We start from the raw sequence: 16,449 nt of genomic DNA on the forward strand, positions 1-16,449 counted from the left end.
TTGACATTTATATAAGGCTGGTACTAATCTAATATTGTGCATTGCAACATTTGAGGAGATTTGACATGAACCAGCCTTTTGAAAAGTGGAGTGAGATGGCCAAAAAATTGCAAGCACCTTTTCAAGAAATCGCTGAGCTAAACGTGAAAACTTTGCAAGGTTTTAATTATTTAAAACCCGATGAGTTAGCTAACTTAAAAAAACCAGAAGAATTATTAGAAAAACAAATAGGTTTAGCTATTGAGAATGGCCATAGAGCATTGGACTACATGCAAAAGTCATTTGAGATTTTAGAGAAAGCGGTGCTTTCATTCGTACAAGAAGTTAAAAACAAGACTGAAACAAAACATTAATCTCATTTCCATATTGAAAAGACTACCTTGCTCGGTAGTCTTTTTTTTTTAAGTACTCTTGCCTAGCATCGATCGTCTGTATTTGACGCAGCTTAAGCGAAAATCCAAACGCTTTCCAGGTTCAAGGGGGTTCTCTGAGCCGATTTATGCTGCAGTGCAAAAAAAATTTACCCGGCTCGCTTGACACTGGGGCTAGGTCGTACTAATCTATTATTGTGCATTGCAACATTTGAGGAGATTAATATGAACCAACCATTTGAAAAGTTGAACGATGTCGCTAAAAAATTACAAGCACCTTTTCAAGAAATTGCCGAGCTAAATGTTAGAACTTTACAAGGTTATAACTATCTCAAACCAGAAGAGCTAACTAATATAAAAAAACCCGAAGAATTATGGGAAAAACAAATTAACTTGGTTGTTGAAAATGCTCACAAGACTTTAGATTACATGCAAAAGTCTTTTGAGATTGTTGAAAAAGCAATGCATTCACTGGTACAAGAAGTAAAGAAGAATCCGGTCGAACACTAAGCCTAGGTTCGTTCAACGCTAGAAGGCTACCCGCGTGGTAGCCTTTTAATTTGTACCTAAGCACTAGCAATCTTTTATCCTTTCCCTTCCACTTTGAACAACACGCTAAAAGTGAGGGCTCCAACCATAAAGAGAGCAGACTAATTGCGGCTAAATTGCTCTTGGATTTTTCCAAGCCATTTCCTTCTGAAATGTCCAAAGATAAATTACTAAAAGAGAAAAGGCTCCGTTGCCAAAACGAAAGATAGTTTATACTTTGAGGTAAAACGATTAAACGGAATCGAAATGCACTCCACGCAACCTGCAGCATTTAAATGGAGTCATTTTCATGGTGGGGTAATCCTGCAAGGTGTGCGCGGGTATTGGAATTACGGCATCAGCTATAGGGATTTCGAAGACATGCAGATCAGGGTAAGCTTAAACGGCTCATTAATCCGGTTAAAGGATTTCACTCTAGGAAAATACGCTGCTATTAAAGGATTTGAAATCATGCGAATGTTTAGACTTATTAGGGGGGCTAATGGGTAGGGATGCTCATCAGAAGTTAATTACCTGTCTTAATAATGCGATAGAGCCACTCTCAGAATCAGGTGATTACTCATCACTTTTAGAGAAAATAGGTGATGCTCGTTTTGTGATGATTGGTGAGGCTACCCATGGAACGCATGAGTTTTATCAAACACGTATTGAAATTACGCAACAGCTGATTAAGCAAAAAGGCTTTATGGCTGTAACAATAGAAGGGGATTGGCCTGATGCCCATCGAGTTCACCGTTACCTGCAAGGCATGGATAATAATGATTCAGAAAGTGCGTTAAATGACTTTAAGCGTTTCCCCTGCTGGATGTGGCGAAATACGACCATGCCACCTTTCCTTAAGTGGCTCAGACAACACAATGACACTATTACCTCTTTGCACAAAGTTGGATTTTATGGACTTGATTTATATAGCCTTAATGCCTCCATGGAAGCTGTTGTTAATTATTTAATGAAAGTAGATCCGCAGTCTGCGATGGAAGCTAAAAATCGTTATTCCTGTTTTGATCATATGACGATTGATCCACAAATGTATGCTTATTTAGCAACTAATCGAGTAAAAAAATCCTGTATTGATGAAGTGATAGCACAACTTCGTGACATACAACACAATGCTTTTAAATATCTTCATAAAGATGGCATTGCGGCTGAAGATGACTATTTTTTTGCGACTCAAAATGCTCGAATCGTCAAAAATGCTGAGATTTATTATCGGTCCATGTTTGAGGGGCACATTGCTTCATGGAATATTCGTGATAGACATATGGCGGAAACATTGAGTGTATTGGCCGATCATTTGGAGCATCGCTTTAATAAACCTGCAAAAATTATTATTTGGGCTCATAATTCACATGTGGGTGATGCACGAGCAACTGAAATGGGAGAGCAGGGGGAAGTAAATATTGGACAGTTGGTAAGAGAGCAACATACGGAAACTTACTCCATTGGTTTTTCAACCTATGAAGGTTTTGTCACCGCTGCCTCTAATTGGGATATGCCCGCAGAATGCAAAAAAATTGTCCCAGGTTTTGGGGAAAGCTATGAGGAACTATTTCATCAGCTACGCTACAAAAAGTTTAGTTTACATTTAATTGGGAATGAGGAGTTGACTCATTTCTTAAAGATTCCTCGTTTACAACGAGCAATTGGTGTGATTTATCGACCTGAAACAGAACGTTTAAGTCATTATTTTTTTACACAATTACCTTATCAATTTGATAGTTTGATTCATTTTGACAAAACAATGGCATTACAACCTCTTCCCATTAATGCTGACCTGAAATAAACGTACCTATTATTGAAGGAGGGCCATATGAGATACAAACATATTTGGTAGCTGTTTATGGTAGTGATGAAAAAATCATAGCGGAAGCACAAGGTTGGCATGCTGATTTGCTTGTTATTGGCACACATGGTGCCATGGTATAAGTCATTTCTTTGGGAAGTGTAGCAGAAAGGGTACTGCGTATTGCAACTATGCCTGTGCTTTTACGGAGCGAGCGCGTTAAAGATTGCGCTTGCTCAGAGCATCATTTCGAGATAAAAGAAAGAGTATTACTTTGATTGGCTAAAGAACTTGCGGATTTCTTCCATGAAATCTCTATTATGTTGTTTTTTCTCCATTCTATTTTTCCAACGCTGATGGTTTCCCTCTGCAATTATTTTAGCTAATTTAACCATCTGATCATTTTGTTTTTCTAAAATGTATTCTTTAATTTTCTCTATCAACACTTCCTGCCAGGCTTCGTCGGCAAGTTCTAAAAAATAGTTTCCATGATCGTGTTCACCATGGTGGTGGCATTCTTCCTGACTCAAATGACATGGACAAGAGCATTGTTCTTGAGCGCATCCGTTGCTTTCCATATTTTTCTCCAAATTTTAAAATGTTTAGGTCTTGTGCCTAAATAGGATTACAAAAAAGCAGCCACAAATCAATTCATAAAAACGCCAGCAAATCAGCCCGGCTACGCTTGCTTAGCTTGTAATCAGCTATTGTTTCTTCTCTGTATCTGCAGAGTCAATAAAATGACCAATGGAAGATACTAATCTTGCTTTGTCTGGAGGAGCAGATAGTAGGTGTATTATCTCTTAATGCTTAAGCGAGAGAACGACAAACCCGCTGAGAATTGAGGTGTAGACAAGGATGCTTCGAGACGGAGCTAATGCGCCTCCTCAGCCTGAATGGATTGGGGTCTTATTTAACAAAAGGCTCCGCATCAAGCCGCTGTATTTACACCGTTATTGGTTTCAGTATAAATGTCTTTATCGACAGTTGCCGTTTCTTCATTCGGTTCGTCTTGCTTGGGTGTTTTATAAGTCTTATGAACATATTTCCCTGGCGCGTCCATTAGCCCCTTATAGGGTAATTGCTCAAAACTAGGGGCATCAACAATTCGGCCTGATTCTTTTTCCAACCATTTTAGCCATTCAGGCCACCAAGAGCCCGGACGTTCTTTTGCTTTTTCTAACCATTCGTCCATAGTTTGTGTGGTACTGGTATTGTGATAATAACCATATTTATCGTTGCCAGGAGGATTAACAATCCCAGCGATATGTCCAGATCCACCCAACAAAAAGCGTTTCTTGCCACTCATATGCTGGAAACCTAGGTAAGTGGTTTGCCAAGGAGCAATATGATCTTTTTTAGTTGAAACGAAAAAGGTGGGGATATCAATTTGGCTAACATCAAGAGGAACCTGGTTAAGGCGAATTTTCCCTGGTTTAACTAAATCATTATGCAGATACATCCAGCGCAAATATTGAGAATGCATCTTGGCTGGCATGTTGGTAACGTCGGCATTCCAATATAAAATATCAAAAGGCACCGGATTTTGCCCTTGCAGATAGTTTTTAATAAAAAACGACCAGACTAGGTCATTGGCACGTAAAGAATTAAAGGTGCTGGCCATGAAGCGGCCGTCTAGAAAGCCCTTCGAATGCATTTCTTCTTCAATACGGACTATCTGCTGTTCATCGATAAAAACTGAAATATCGCCTGGATCACTAAAATCAATCATTGAAGCAAGAAAAGTGGCAGAACGTACCGGCTTTTCATGATGCGCCTTTTGATAGGCGAGCATACAGGCAAGCAAGGTTCCGCCAATACAGAAGCCTAAGGTATTGACTTGTTTCACCTTAAGCTGTTCTTGCATGATTTTGATTGCCGCCATCGGGCCGTCTTGTAAATAATCGAATAATCCCTTTTCGGCATAGCTTGCATCAGGATTAATCCAAGAAATGATGAAAACAGTAATTCCCTGCTTAACCAGCCAACCCACAAGTGAATTATTTTCGCTCAAATCAAGAATATAGTACTTATTGATCCAGGGTGGAATCATTAATAAGGGAATGGATCTGACTTTCTCAGTTTGAGGGGTATATTGAATCAATTCCATCATTTCATTACGGAAAACGACTTTGCCTGGTGTAGTAGCAAGATTCTTTCCGACCTTGAAAGCATCGGTGTCAGTCATTTTGATGATAAGTCGCGAAGAACCTGATTCCATATCGGTGAGCAGATTTTGCAGGCCGCGTAATAAATTTTTACCATGACTTTGGACAGTTTCCGCCATCAACTGGGGATTCGTGTGCAAGAAGTTAGCAGGTGATAGCGCGTCCAAATACTGTCGGGTAAAAAATTGTACTCTTCTGGCCAGTTGTTTATCACCGTATTCAATATGTTCTAGTAAAGAGTTCATGTGTTCACTAGCGAGCAAATAATGCTGGCTCATGAAATTAAAAAAAGGATTATTGACCCATTCCTCACTACTAAAGCGCCGATCGGTGATAGGCATAGATTTGCCTTCCATCCAATAGTTCAATTGTTCATGCGCGAGAGTTAAGGCATCTTGCCAATACGCGATTTGCATTTGCCATACTTGCTCGGGATTTTTTAAGATGACCGCAACCAATAATTGGAACTCTTTGGTTAAGTCCATGTATTCTTTCACAAGTTTCGACAACTGGGCGGGTTGTTGGCTAACTTCTTGCAAAATCCGCATACTTTTTTCAGCAACCGAGCGCATGATGTCGCTAAGTTCTGTGTCCTGGGTCATCCTAACTCCTGAAGGCCATAATTGTTCTATTTTCACGTGATTTATACTCTTTCGTCAATTCTAGTTATTATTTAATAGATAGTGCTTGCCGAGCCTAAAATCAACTTCCCGTTTTTCTTAGATGAAAAAAGTTTTACTCTTTTTGTATATTTTTTGTTTTTTAGCTTTACCAAATCTCAATTCGGATAGAGTATAATGGCCACGTTTTTACCATTATAGGGAGTAATGAAGATGACTTATCGATTAAAAAGTGTACGCCGTTATGCAGAGGCTATAGTAGGCTTAGAGGTACAACCTGGTATAGGAGCGATTCACAATGGGGTTTGGAAAGACTACAGTAGTCAAGTTGAACAGCATCGTGGTGTTTTAAGACGGCGGAACAATGAGGCCAATTTAAAAAAATACGCAGAAGCAGTAAAAATTCTCGCAATCTATCTTGAAACCAGAAACCAAAAACTTACTTTAGAAGAGGACGAAGCTTTTACTTCTTATGTGGATGAACTAAAAGCCGCATATAAAAGACTTAATCCTAATGGAAAGCTTTATGGTCCCAACCCAATTGGTGAACCTGTACTCCTTGATCATGGAGAAGGAGCACAGGGTTTCTTACAAGTAGCAAAAGAGCGCAATCAAAAGGAAGAGCTTAAAGCAAGAGCTCCTAAAAAAGGTGGTATAAGAGGTTTAGTAACGGGTGCGATAAAAGATGTCCTGAATATAGAAGTCGGTGAAGAAGAATTTTTACAGCAGGAAGTGGTCGGGGATTTCTTGGATAGCAACGAGATGGGCCGGTTAAAAGCCTATCTAGATGATGTATTAAGAGACGATCAACGTGATCATACTTTTCTTTGTTGCATTGATTTAAAAGTAAAAAAAGCAGCCCCATTACAGCGTTTGATTACAAAATTGGAAGGTCAAGCAACTGAAGACGGCGTCATTGCTGTTTTAAAAGAGTTTTATAGCGGTAGAAATACTCTTCCTATCCAAAACGACCAGGGCATTTGGATTAAATCAGATTATGATACTTTAAATACAGGACAAAATTGGTTTACACGATTTTTTCCAGTACGTACAACCACAATCTCCTACATTGATGATTTAGCAAAATCAATAGGATTTGATCCCGACTTAATTCAAGCAATGGATAAGGAAGCCGAGTCTAGCATGCAGTATGATTAGACCGCTCATTTTTGCAGGGACGCAAAAACTTCTCCTTTAGTGGCTTTCTCAGTTATAATTCCCTCTTTTATTGTCCTAGCTTCCAATGCATCTAAAACAGTTAAAACTGGCAGGCTTTAAATCCTTTGTCGATCCGACCGTTGTCCCCTTCCCAAGTCAATTGGTTGCCGTGGTGGGCCCCAATGGTTGTGGGAAATCGAATATTATCGATGCCGTGCGCTGGGTGATGGGCGAGAGTTCGGCCAAAAATCTGCGTGGCGAATCGATGACGGATGTCATTTTTAATGGTTCTTCCCAACGTAAAGCTGTGGGGCAGGCTTCTATAGAATTAGTCTTCGATAACAGTTTGGGGCGTTTAACCGGCCAATATGCCAGTTATCAAGAAATTGCAGTGAAACGCTTAGTGACCCGCGATGGGGAATCTTCTTACTTTCTCAATGGCAGTCGCTGCCGCCGTCGAGATATCACCGATATTTTTCTAGGAACCGGCGCTGGTGCCCGTGGCTACTCGATTATTGGCCAGGGAACCATTTCCCGCATCATTGAAGCAAGACCTGAAGAACTAAGAGCTTATTTTGAAGAAGCGGCCGGGGTGTCGAAATACAAAGAACGCCGGCGTGAAACTATGTCGCGGATTGAGCATACCCGTGAAAACTTAGCGCGGGTCGCTGATATTCGTGAGGAATTGGATAAACAATTACAACGCTTAGAGCGTCAAGCAAAAGCCGCTGAACGTTATAAACAGCTCAAAACGGAAGAGCGTTTATACAAAGCAGAAATTCTAGCTTTGAAATGGTTGTCTTTAACTGAGGAGCAACAAAAAAAGCAAGTCGATATCAAAGCATTGATGCTTGAATATGAAAAGCATCAGGCCAATGCGACAGAAGCTTATCGTCAAAGCACAACAGTTCGTGAAACCTATCATGACGATAATGAAGCCTTCCAGCAACAGCAAGCTAATTTTTATCAACTGGCGACCGATATTGCTCGTTTGGAAGAAAGCATTCAACAAAATCAACGCGAGAAACAGCGTTTGAAAATGGATCAGCAGCAAATGCAAGTCGATTGGCAGCAAGCAGATCAGCAGTTACAGCATGATCAAGAGTCCTTAATAATTAGTGAGGATTTGCTGGCTAAGTTGCAAACCGAGCTGCAGATACAGCAAGAAGAGTTCGAGGTTAAACAGCAAGCTTTGCAAGAAAAGCAAAGTGAGCAAAGTAGTTGGAATAGCAAAACGCAGCAGGTCCAAGCCGTTTTGACTAAAAGTTTGCGTGAAATGCAAGTGGAGCAGGTTCGGCTGCAACATCTCACTGAACGTCGGCAACAGATTTTATCGCGCTTAGAAAAAATTGCTGATGAATTAAAAATACTCGCACAAGAGAATGACAGTAAGGACTTGAAAACCGAGCAAAATTCTTTATTAGATTTGCAAGCCACGGCGTGCGCCGAGGAAGAAAAACATCAGCAATTGCAGGACAAGGCTTTAGCCTTGCGCAATAAATTGACTGAAACAGAAAAACTGCTGCATCAGGCCCAAGATAAAGTACATCGTCTCAATACCCAACAAGCAGGTTTGCTGGCTGCACAACAAACTGCTTTAGGTCGGCAAACCAACGCATCAGCTCAGTTAAGCCAATGGGAGGAAAAGCCGCGCTTAGTTGAAACTATTCAAGTTGAAAAAGAGTGGCTCTTTGCTTGCGAGCTGATTTTAGGGGAAGGATTACAGGCCATTTTACTAGATTCTTTTAACGATTTATGGCCTGAGATTAAACAACTACAGGACAGTGCTGCTCTATTTCTCACACCGAGCCAAATAACGGAAAAGAAAATGAGCTACCCTCGTTTATCGGAGAAGATCAAGGGCTATAAGCCAAATTGGATCTACAATCTAGATAATATTTATACTGCCTCGTCCTTTGAAGAGGCGCTCGATTGTCTAGGCCAGCTCAAGGCGGATGAGTCGGTAATCACTCCTGAAGGCTATTGGTTAGGCCAGGGATGGATTAAATTCCCAGGAAAACAAACTCAAGATGAACCCAGTTTATTGCTGCGCCAGGAACAATTAGCCCAGCTCAAAGAAGCGCTTACTGTTGCTCAAGACGAATTAATTGCTTTAAAAGATTTACGTGATCTTTTACATGATCAGGTCAAAGAAAACGAACAGCAGCTTGAAACGATAAAGCAAAATTTAGCGGCAACGAAGGATAATTTGCGCGCTTGTCAGGCTGAGATCAGTCATAAAGAGCGCAGTTTACAGCAATTGCAACTCCGCAAAAATGCCTTAACCGACGAAAGTGAGGAATTACATCTCAACCTTGAAGATCTCATTATTCAGCAAGAAAAAACAGAACAATTGCTACAGGCCACGGCTGAAGATGCAAAACACTATGAACAAGAACAGAAACTCTTAAGTGAAGAAAAAGCAGCACTAGAAGCTTCCTTGCAAAACTGCCGTTTAGCACTTGAAGAGGTTAGAGCTGCCCTTCATCAAAGCCAATTGCAAACGGATCGCGAAAAACTAAAAATCCAACAATTGAGAGCTAATCTGCAACGTGAACAAGCGCGGTTGAGTACCTTAAATGAGCGTATGGAAGTGCTAGCAAATCGCTTACTCGAACTCGATAAGCCTGATGCTTCATTGAATGAATCCTTAACTGAGAAAATTAGCCAACATGGTCAGTTAGAAGCTGAATTAAACTTAAGACGTGATGACTTAGGAAATCTTACCAAAGAGTTGGAAGTTTTAGAGTCAAAGATGCGAGCTGAAGAAAAGCAAAGCAAAGTGGTGCAAGAAAACATTCAGCAAGAACAAATGCAAGAACAGGCTTTAGCAGTTCGTGCAGGGGGAATTCTTGAAGCGTTAGCGGAATTAGATGAACAAGTTGATCAAGTACTTGCCGCAATTCCTGCCGGTGTTAATCAAAATTTGCGTGAACAACAATTACAAGATATTGTTGATAAAATCAAACGCTTAGGTGCCATCAATTTAGCTGCGATTGAAGAATACGAAAGTGAATTTCAGAGAAAACAGCATTTAGATGAGCAATACAACGATTTGACGGAGGCTTTAGCAACACTCGATGCGGCCATTGAAAAAATGGATAAAGAAACTCATCAACGATTAAGAACAACCTTTGATGAAGTGAATACCGCTTTTCAAGCGCTTTTTCCCCGTCTTTTTGGTGGCGGACGTGCTCTGTTAGAGCTAACTTGTGATAATCTGTTGGAAGCTGGTGTTGTAGTAATGGCACAGCCCCCGGGTAAGCGAAATAGTACCATTCACTTATTGTCGGGTGGGGAAAAAGCAATGACGGCTGTGGCTTTAGTTTTTGCGATTTTCCAACTGAATCCTTCGCCTTTTTGTATGTTGGATGAAGTGGATGCTCCTTTGGATGATGCTAATGTCCGGCGTTTCTGTGATTTGGTAAAAGAAATGTCACAGTTCGTGCAGTTTCTGTTTATCACTCACAATAAAGTGACAATGGAGTTAGCAGAACATCTAATCGGAGTAACGATGCGTGAGCCTGGCGTTTCACGTATTGTTGCAGTCGATGTAGAACAAGCTTTGGCAATGACTGAGACTTAAAAATAATTGGGAACAGGGAGTTAGCTCCCAGTCTGGCAGAAAAACTATAGGGGAGTAAACATGCAGGCAAATTGGAGTCTTATCCTTAATGTTCTTTTACTCATTGGGGTTGTGATTGCTATCGGCCGCTTGATGAAAGCAAGACGCCGTAGTTTAAAGCCTGCAGGCTATCAACCTTCTTTAGGGCAAACTGAAAACAAGCATTTTGATGATATTATTGCTGTTCGAAAAGTTAATATAGAAACCCCGCCCGAAGATAACTATCACGATACATTGGAAGCCAATTCAACTCCTATAGCAGATACGCTAATTGAAGAGAGCAATACTCTTACTACTGAAAAAGGCAAATCAGTGATGATGTTTTTGCTAGCGAAAGAAAATCGCCAATTAGCTGGTTATGAGTTACTGCAAACAGTGTTGGCTGCGGGTTTGCGTTTCGGGGAAGGGAATTTATTTCATCGTCATCAATTTGCTAATGGCCAAGGACCTATCCTCTGCAGCTTAGCTGCAGCAACAGCCAGCGGAGTTTTCGATTTACAGAATATCGGCGCTTTTAGTGTGCGCGGACTGTGCTTATTTATGCAATCTTCCGGTAATCCTGCGATCGATTCAGAGCGTTTAACCATTATGTACGAAACAGCAAAACAACTCCGCGATGGTTTAGATACTTATTTACTCGACGAGCAAAAACAACCCTTATTAGAAACAAGTTTAGTGCGATATCGGGAGTTGCTAAATATTTCTGAGCTTGAGCCGGCTTAGCAGTGTTGGAACCTTGGCCATATACCCGTTCGGGCTCTGGGCTATCTCTATGAAAAGAGTATTTAAGGAATTTGTATTCATTTTATCCTGTTCAGCCTGAGGAGCAGGTATGGCGTGCGTCTCGAAGCCTGACCTGAGGCTCCTTCGAAGGGGCTTGTCCTGAAGCTCTCGAAGGCCTGCCCTGGGCTCTTGAAGGGGGGCGCTTTTGCGACACTTCGAGACAGCGCTGCGCGCTTCCTCAGTGCGAACGGGATAAACATAACGATCAATGAACTAAATGGTCTATTTAATTTCGTGGGGATATCTCTGAGCCGGAACGGAACCAGATAAAATTACCTTAGCTTAATGGTGCTAGATCAAGGCCCAATCTACAATTCAACTAGGTAGCGAGAATGATAATTCTACGCTGGTGAGTTTTGCGAATAATCAGTACACTAGTCTTTTAACCATTTAAAAACATCATGAACCTAAACTTAAATAATATTGCCGAACTATTTAATAGTTCCTTTTCAAGTAATCCATTAATTAATGGGGTTTGCATTGATAGTCGTAAGGTAAAATCAGGCGATTTATTTGTTGCCTTGCAGGGGGAAAATTTTGATGGTCATGATTTTATTAAAGATGCAGTTGCAAAAGGTGCTGCCGCTGTCATTTGTAGCCGAAAGAACACCGAAGTCACTATCCCACAAATCGAAGTCACGGATACTCTACAAGCCTTAGCAAAATTAGCCGCCCATTATCGTTTAACAATTCACTGTCCAGTCATTGCGCTGACAGGAAGTAATGGTAAGACCACTGTGAAAGAAATGATTTCTTCTATTTTACCAAAACCGGCTCACGCGACTCCTGGAAACTTAAATAATCATATCGGAGCTCCCTTAAGCGTACTGCAATTATTGCCCGAACATCGTTATGCAGTTTTTGAATTAGGTGCCAACCACATTGGAGAAATTGCTCATACAGTGGCGGTGGTTCAACCGCAAGTGGCGCTGATTAATAATATTGCACCTGCCCACATCGAGGGCTTTGGTTCCATTGATGGGGTGGCGCGCGCAAAAGGCGAGATTTATCAAGGTCTCAGTGCGGATGGTACTGCAGTGATTAATGATGATGACGACTATGCTCATTTCTGGGATGAGTTGCTAAGGGATAAAAAGCAATTACGATTTTCTTTAACAAAACCAGTTGATGTTTATGCACGAAATCTTTCCTTTAATGAGGGAGGTTATGCCTCTTTTGCTCTGGTATTGCCTATCGGAGAGGCAGAAGTCAGTTTACAAGTTCCTGGGGAACATTCCGTGCGCAATGCCTTAGCGGCAGCAAGCTGTTGTTATGCGGTAGGTATTTCCTTGACTGATATTGTTCAAGGATTAAACCAATTTCAGGGCGTAGCGGGGCGAATGGCCTTTCGTGCTGGCAAAAATAATTCGCTTATTATTGATGACACTTATAATGCTAATTTGCGTTCTGTGCTTATAGCGATTGACGTGCTTGCCAAACGACAGGGGCAGCGAATTCTCGTCTTGGGAAATTTAGGTGAGCTTGGCGCCTGGACAAGAGAGCATCATGAAGAGATTGGACGTGTTGCTCAGCAGCGTGGTATTGATCGATTAATGACTTGCGGAACGCACAGTGAATACAGTGCTCTAGCCTTTGGTTCTGCAGCAAAACATTATAAAAATCAAGAAGAATTGGCGCGAGATTTGCTCCCTGAACTCAATAAGAATACTACGGTTCTAGTAAAAGGCTCGCGCTCTGCTGCGATGGAAAAAATCGTACAGCAATTGATAAGCTGAATAGTTTAATTGCACGACTTAACTTTTTGAGAGGTAAAAAAGATGCTTTATTGGCTAACACAGCTATTACAAGGGCAATATCATGCATTTCGAGTGTTCCAATATTTGACCTTTCGTTCTATTTTGGCCGCTTTAACCGCGCTCCTTGTGGGATTGTTCTGTGGTCCTTTAATGATTAATTGGCTTCGAAATTTGCAAATCGGTCAGATGGTACGCGATGATGGGCCAAAATCACATTTATCAAAAGCAGGAACCCCAACAATGGGGGGCGTGTTGATTTTATTAGCGGTGCTAGTAAGCAGCTTATTATGGGGTGATCTGCATCAACCTGCTCTTTGGCTAGTTATGCTCGTGACTGCCAGTTTTGGCCTTGTCGGTTGGATTGACGATTATCGCAAAGTCGTTAGAAAAAATTCCAAAGGATTACCGGGGCGATGGAAATATTTTTGGCAATCTGTGATCGCACTCGCTGCAGTGCTTTTCCTCTATTTAAGCCCCGATATTCCTGTTAGTTCACATTTAACAGTTCCTTTTTTCAAAAATTTATTGATAAATTTGGGACCGTTATTCCCCCTGCTCGCCTATTTCGTCATTGTAGGTAGTTCTAATGCAGTGAATTTAACAGATGGCTTGGATGGTTTAGCAATCATGCCTATCGTCATGGTGGCTGGTGCATTGGGTGTTTTTGCTTATGCAAGTTCCAATGCTTTGTACGCTCACTATTTAGCCATTCCATATGTCCCTAATACTGGGGAACTTACGATTTTTTGCTCAGCTTTGGTCGGTGCAGGACTTGGTTTTCTTTGGTATAACAGTTACCCTGCGCAGGTTTTTATGGGTGATGTTGGTTCTTTGTCGCTAGGAGCCGCTCTTGGGATCGTTGCGATTATCGTTCGGCAAGAATTAGTATTACTTATCATGGGTGGTCTATTTGTTATCGAAACGCTATCCGTTATTTTGCAAGTGGGATATTTTAAATATACTGGCGGTAAACGTTTATTTCGCATGGCCCCTCTCCACCATCATTTTGAATTAAAAGGATGGTCTGAGCCCAAGGTCATTGTGCGTTTTTGGATTATGACAGTAGTCTTTGTGCTTTGCGGGTTAGCAACTCTAAAATTAAGATAGGTGCGATCATGAGTCAACCACTTTATTTAGTCGCGGGTTTAGGTAAAACAGGGCATTCCATTGCAAATTATTTGCGCCGACGCAACATGCCTTTTGTGGTTTTCGATACGCGGCGTGAAGTTGAAGGCTTAGCCGAATTTACTAACCAATTTCCAGGGGTGGAGGTATTTTTAGGTGCATTCCCCACCGTCCTGTTTGAGCAGTTAGATAGCATTATAACAAGCCCAGGCGTATCGCTTGATGAACCTTTTTTGCATCAAGCGCTTCAACTTAATATTCCGGTCTACGGGGATATTGAATGCCTTGCTCGTGATCTAAAAACGCCTGTCGTTGCAATCACTGGGACGAATGGTAAATCAACGGTCACGACCTTGGTCGGTGAAATGGCTAAAGCCGCGGGTTTAAATGTTGCGGTTGCTGGCAATATTGGTTTACCCGTTCTGGATTTATTAGATAATGGTATTCAATATGATTTGTGGGTACTCGAGTTATCAAGTTTTCAGTTAGAGTTAACGCACTCCCTAAAGCCTAGAGCAGCAACCATTCTTAATATTTCCCCTGATCATTTAGATAGACATCGTACCTTGGCTGCTTATACCGCGGCAAAACAGCGGGTTTATAAAAACGCGGAATTTATTTTGTATAATCGCGATGATCAGGCCACTTACCCCCCCAATGAGATTTTATCGATCAGTTATGGTCTAGATACGCCAGCAGAAGGGGAGTGGGGTATCGTTGAAAAGCAAGGGGTTTATTATCTTGCTCAAGGATCGTATCTTTTATTAGCCGTCGACCAATTGCGCATTAAGGGAAAACACAATTGGCAAAATGCGCTGGCTGCCTGTGCCTTGGCTTCTGTTGCCGATATTAAGCCCGAATTTATGATTAAAGTATTAGAGACTTTTTCAGGCTTACCTCATCGTTGTCAGTGGGTCCGAAATTTAAATGGGGTGGATTGGATTAATGACTCAAAAGGAACAAATATAGGAGCAGCTATCTCTGCTATTTCTGGAATAGGAGGTTCCATGCAAGGGAAGATTGTATTAATTGCCGGAGGAATTGGCAAGGGAGCCGATTTCACTGAACTACGCACTCCAGTAGCTGATTATGTCCGTTCAGTCGTGTTAATTGGTGAAGATGCCGATAAAATTCAAGCGGCTTTATCCAATGTCGTACCTGTGCTGCGAGCCCCGTCACTTGATGGTGCTGTGAATCTCGCGAAATCACAAGCGATGCCAGGTGATGTTGTTTTATTATCGCCGGCTTGTGCCAGTTTTGATATGTTCAAGGATTTTAATCATCGTGGCGAATCATTCGCTAATTTAGTAGGGCAATTGTGAGTAGTTATGCAGCCTCGTCATTATAATCAACGCGGTAAACCAACGAATAAACCCATCGCACTCTATGACAAATGGTTAATGGGTGCGGTATTGGGTTTATTGATTATTGGATTAATGATGGTTGCTTCGAGCTCTGTCATGATATCGACCAAATATTATGATCAACCTTTTCATTTTTTGATTCGCCAATCCTGTTATTTATTTGCCGGATTTGTAGTCGCTCTTGTGGTGATGCGTGTTGATAGTGCTGCTTGGGAAAAAATAAGCACGCCCTTATTGTTGATTTGCTTATTAATGTTATTGGTCGTTTTAGTACCCGGTATTGGTCGCTCAGTGAATGGTAGCCGACGCTGGCTAGCTTTAGGGCCAATAGGTATTCAAGTGTCAGAGCTGGCTAAAATGACGATGATATTTTACGTGGCCGGCTATTTAGTGCGACAACAAGCGAGTGTACAACAGAGTATCTTCGGCTTTATTAAGCCGATGATTATCTTGGGTGTGATTGCCATTTTATTGCTCATGGAGCCCGATTTTGGTGCTACCGTGGTTATTACTGGAACAATAATGGCAATGTTATTTTTGGCTGGCGTAAAATTGCGTTATTATATAGGTTTGGTGATTGTTGTTATTTGTTGTCTTGTCGTGCTTGCGTTGTCTTCGCCTTATCGAGTAGCCCGGCTAACAGCCTTTCTCGATCCTTGGGCCGACCAATTTAATTCAGGCTATCAACTTACTCAGTCGCTTATCGCATTTGGACGCGGTGGTTGGTTAGGTGTAGGACTGGGCGAGAGTGTCCAAAAGTTGTTCTATTTACCAGAGGCGCATACGGATTTTCTGTTTGCTGTACTTGCAGAGGAGCTAGGGTTGTTAGGTGTGACTCTAGTACTGAGCCTATATAGTATACTAGTTGTAAGAGGGCTAATGATTGGTTTCACAGCGCATAGCCAAGAACGATTATTTGCAGCATTTACTGCTTATGGTTTGACGTTTTGGTTAGGATTGCAAGCAGCCATCAATATGGGGGTCAACTCAGGATTGTTGCCTACAAAAGGGTTAACTTTACCCATGTTGAGTTATGGTGGCGCTAGCATGGTTGTGAATTGTATGGTCATTGCCCTTCTTCTTCGCATTGATCATGAAAATCGTTGGCATGCTCTAGGATTGAGGTCGCCGACATCATAATTCTAG

12 protein-coding genes are annotated in these 16,449 nt (G+C 41.5%); 10 read left to right on the forward strand and 2 right to left on the reverse strand.

Going from position 1 to position 16,449, the window contains the following annotated elements; genetic code table 11:
• The first annotated feature begins 65 nt into the window (after positions 1-65).
• The 3 genes from Lnau_RS14210 (at position 66) to Lnau_RS14225 (ending at position 2,703) form a co-directional block, all read left to right on the forward strand.
• Complete coding sequence (locus Lnau_RS14210; protein ID WP_058505786.1) at positions 66-353, forward strand: phasin family protein; 288 nt, start codon at positions 66-68, stop codon at positions 351-353.
• A 243-nt stretch (positions 354-596) separates the two neighbouring features.
• On the forward strand, positions 597-881 hold the full coding sequence (locus Lnau_RS14215; RefSeq protein ID WP_058505787.1) for a phasin family protein: 285 nt from the start codon (positions 597-599) through the stop codon (positions 879-881).
• 520 nt (positions 882-1,401) lie between these two features.
• Positions 1,402-2,703, forward strand: a complete 1,302-nt coding sequence (locus Lnau_RS14225) for an erythromycin esterase family protein (RefSeq protein WP_058505789.1) — start codon at positions 1,402-1,404, stop codon at positions 2,701-2,703.
• A 269-nt stretch (positions 2,704-2,972) separates the two neighbouring features.
• On the opposite strand, the gene Lnau_RS14230 is transcribed toward Lnau_RS14225, so the two are convergent.
• The gene (locus tag Lnau_RS14230; protein ID WP_058505790.1) at positions 2,973-3,281 is read right to left on the reverse strand and encodes a hypothetical protein; all 309 of its coding nucleotides are present in this window, start codon (positions 3,279-3,281) and stop codon (positions 2,973-2,975) included.
• 353 nt (positions 3,282-3,634) lie between these two features.
• Entirely contained in the window at positions 3,635-5,473 is a 1,839-nt protein-coding gene (locus tag Lnau_RS14235) for a PHA/PHB synthase family protein (protein WP_083503849.1), read from the reverse strand.
• 231 nt (positions 5,474-5,704) lie between these two features.
• Here Lnau_RS14235 and Lnau_RS14240 point away from each other — a divergent pair, with 231 nt between their 5' ends.
• The 7 genes from Lnau_RS14240 (at position 5,705) to ftsW (ending at position 16,443) form a co-directional block, all read left to right on the forward strand.
• The gene (locus Lnau_RS14240; RefSeq protein WP_058505791.1) at positions 5,705-6,649 is read left to right on the forward strand and encodes a hypothetical protein; all 945 of its coding nucleotides are present in this window, start codon (positions 5,705-5,707) and stop codon (positions 6,647-6,649) included.
• An 85-nt stretch (positions 6,650-6,734) separates the two neighbouring features.
• Entirely contained in the window at positions 6,735-10,235 is a 3,501-nt protein-coding gene (gene smc, locus Lnau_RS14245) for a chromosome segregation protein SMC (RefSeq protein WP_058505792.1), read from the forward strand.
• A gap of 60 nt (positions 10,236-10,295) precedes the next feature.
• A complete protein-coding gene (locus Lnau_RS14250) occupies positions 10,296-10,997 on the forward strand; it encodes a cell division protein ZipA C-terminal FtsZ-binding domain-containing protein (RefSeq protein ID WP_058505793.1) in 702 nt (233 codons plus the stop codon).
• Positions 10,998-11,458: 461 nt separating this feature from the next.
• Complete coding sequence (locus tag Lnau_RS14255; protein WP_058505794.1) at positions 11,459-12,793, forward strand: UDP-N-acetylmuramoyl-tripeptide--D-alanyl-D-alanine ligase; 1,335 nt, start codon at positions 11,459-11,461, stop codon at positions 12,791-12,793.
• A gap of 42 nt (positions 12,794-12,835) precedes the next feature.
• The gene (gene mraY, locus Lnau_RS14260; RefSeq protein WP_058505795.1) at positions 12,836-13,921 is read left to right on the forward strand and encodes a phospho-N-acetylmuramoyl-pentapeptide-transferase; all 1,086 of its coding nucleotides are present in this window, start codon (positions 12,836-12,838) and stop codon (positions 13,919-13,921) included.
• A gap of 8 nt (positions 13,922-13,929) precedes the next feature.
• Entirely contained in the window at positions 13,930-15,261 is a 1,332-nt protein-coding gene (gene murD, locus Lnau_RS14265; RefSeq protein ID WP_058505796.1) for a UDP-N-acetylmuramoyl-L-alanine--D-glutamate ligase, read from the forward strand.
• Between the two features lie 6 nt (positions 15,262-15,267).
• Complete coding sequence (gene ftsW, locus Lnau_RS14270; protein WP_058505797.1) at positions 15,268-16,443, forward strand: putative lipid II flippase FtsW; 1,176 nt, start codon at positions 15,268-15,270, stop codon at positions 16,441-16,443.
• Positions 16,444-16,449 lie beyond the last annotated feature (6 nt).

Origin of the sequence: Legionella nautarum, from assembly GCF_001467895.1 — a bacterium.
GTDB lineage: Bacteria > Pseudomonadota > Gammaproteobacteria > Legionellales > Legionellaceae > Tatlockia > Tatlockia nautarum.

Excerpts from the sequence above, each read along its gene's own strand:
- Lnau_RS14210 (WP_058505786.1), top strand. The coding sequence starts at position 66 with ATGAACCAGCCTTTTGAAAAGTGGAGTGAGATGGCCAAAAAATTGCAA.
- Lnau_RS14215 (WP_058505787.1), top strand. The coding sequence starts at position 597 with ATGAACCAACCATTTGAAAAGTTGAACGATGTCGCTAAAAAATTACAA.
- Lnau_RS14225 (WP_058505789.1), top strand. The coding sequence starts at position 1,402 with ATGGGTAGGGATGCTCATCAGAAGTTAATTACCTGTCTTAATAATGCG.
- Lnau_RS14230 (WP_058505790.1), bottom strand. The coding sequence starts at position 3,281 with ATGGAAAGCAACGGATGCGCTCAAGAACAATGCTCTTGTCCATGTCAT.
- Lnau_RS14235 (WP_083503849.1), bottom strand. The coding sequence starts at position 5,473 with ATGACCCAGGACACAGAACTTAGCGACATCATGCGCTCGGTTGCTGAA.
- Lnau_RS14240 (WP_058505791.1), top strand. The coding sequence starts at position 5,705 with ATGACTTATCGATTAAAAAGTGTACGCCGTTATGCAGAGGCTATAGTA.
- smc (WP_058505792.1), top strand. The coding sequence starts at position 6,735 with ATGCATCTAAAACAGTTAAAACTGGCAGGCTTTAAATCCTTTGTCGAT.
- Lnau_RS14250 (WP_058505793.1), top strand. The coding sequence starts at position 10,296 with ATGCAGGCAAATTGGAGTCTTATCCTTAATGTTCTTTTACTCATTGGG.
- Lnau_RS14255 (WP_058505794.1), top strand. The coding sequence starts at position 11,459 with ATGAACCTAAACTTAAATAATATTGCCGAACTATTTAATAGTTCCTTT.
- mraY (WP_058505795.1), top strand. The coding sequence starts at position 12,836 with ATGCTTTATTGGCTAACACAGCTATTACAAGGGCAATATCATGCATTT.
- murD (WP_058505796.1), top strand. The coding sequence starts at position 13,930 with ATGAGTCAACCACTTTATTTAGTCGCGGGTTTAGGTAAAACAGGGCAT.
- ftsW (WP_058505797.1), top strand. The coding sequence starts at position 15,268 with ATGCAGCCTCGTCATTATAATCAACGCGGTAAACCAACGAATAAACCC.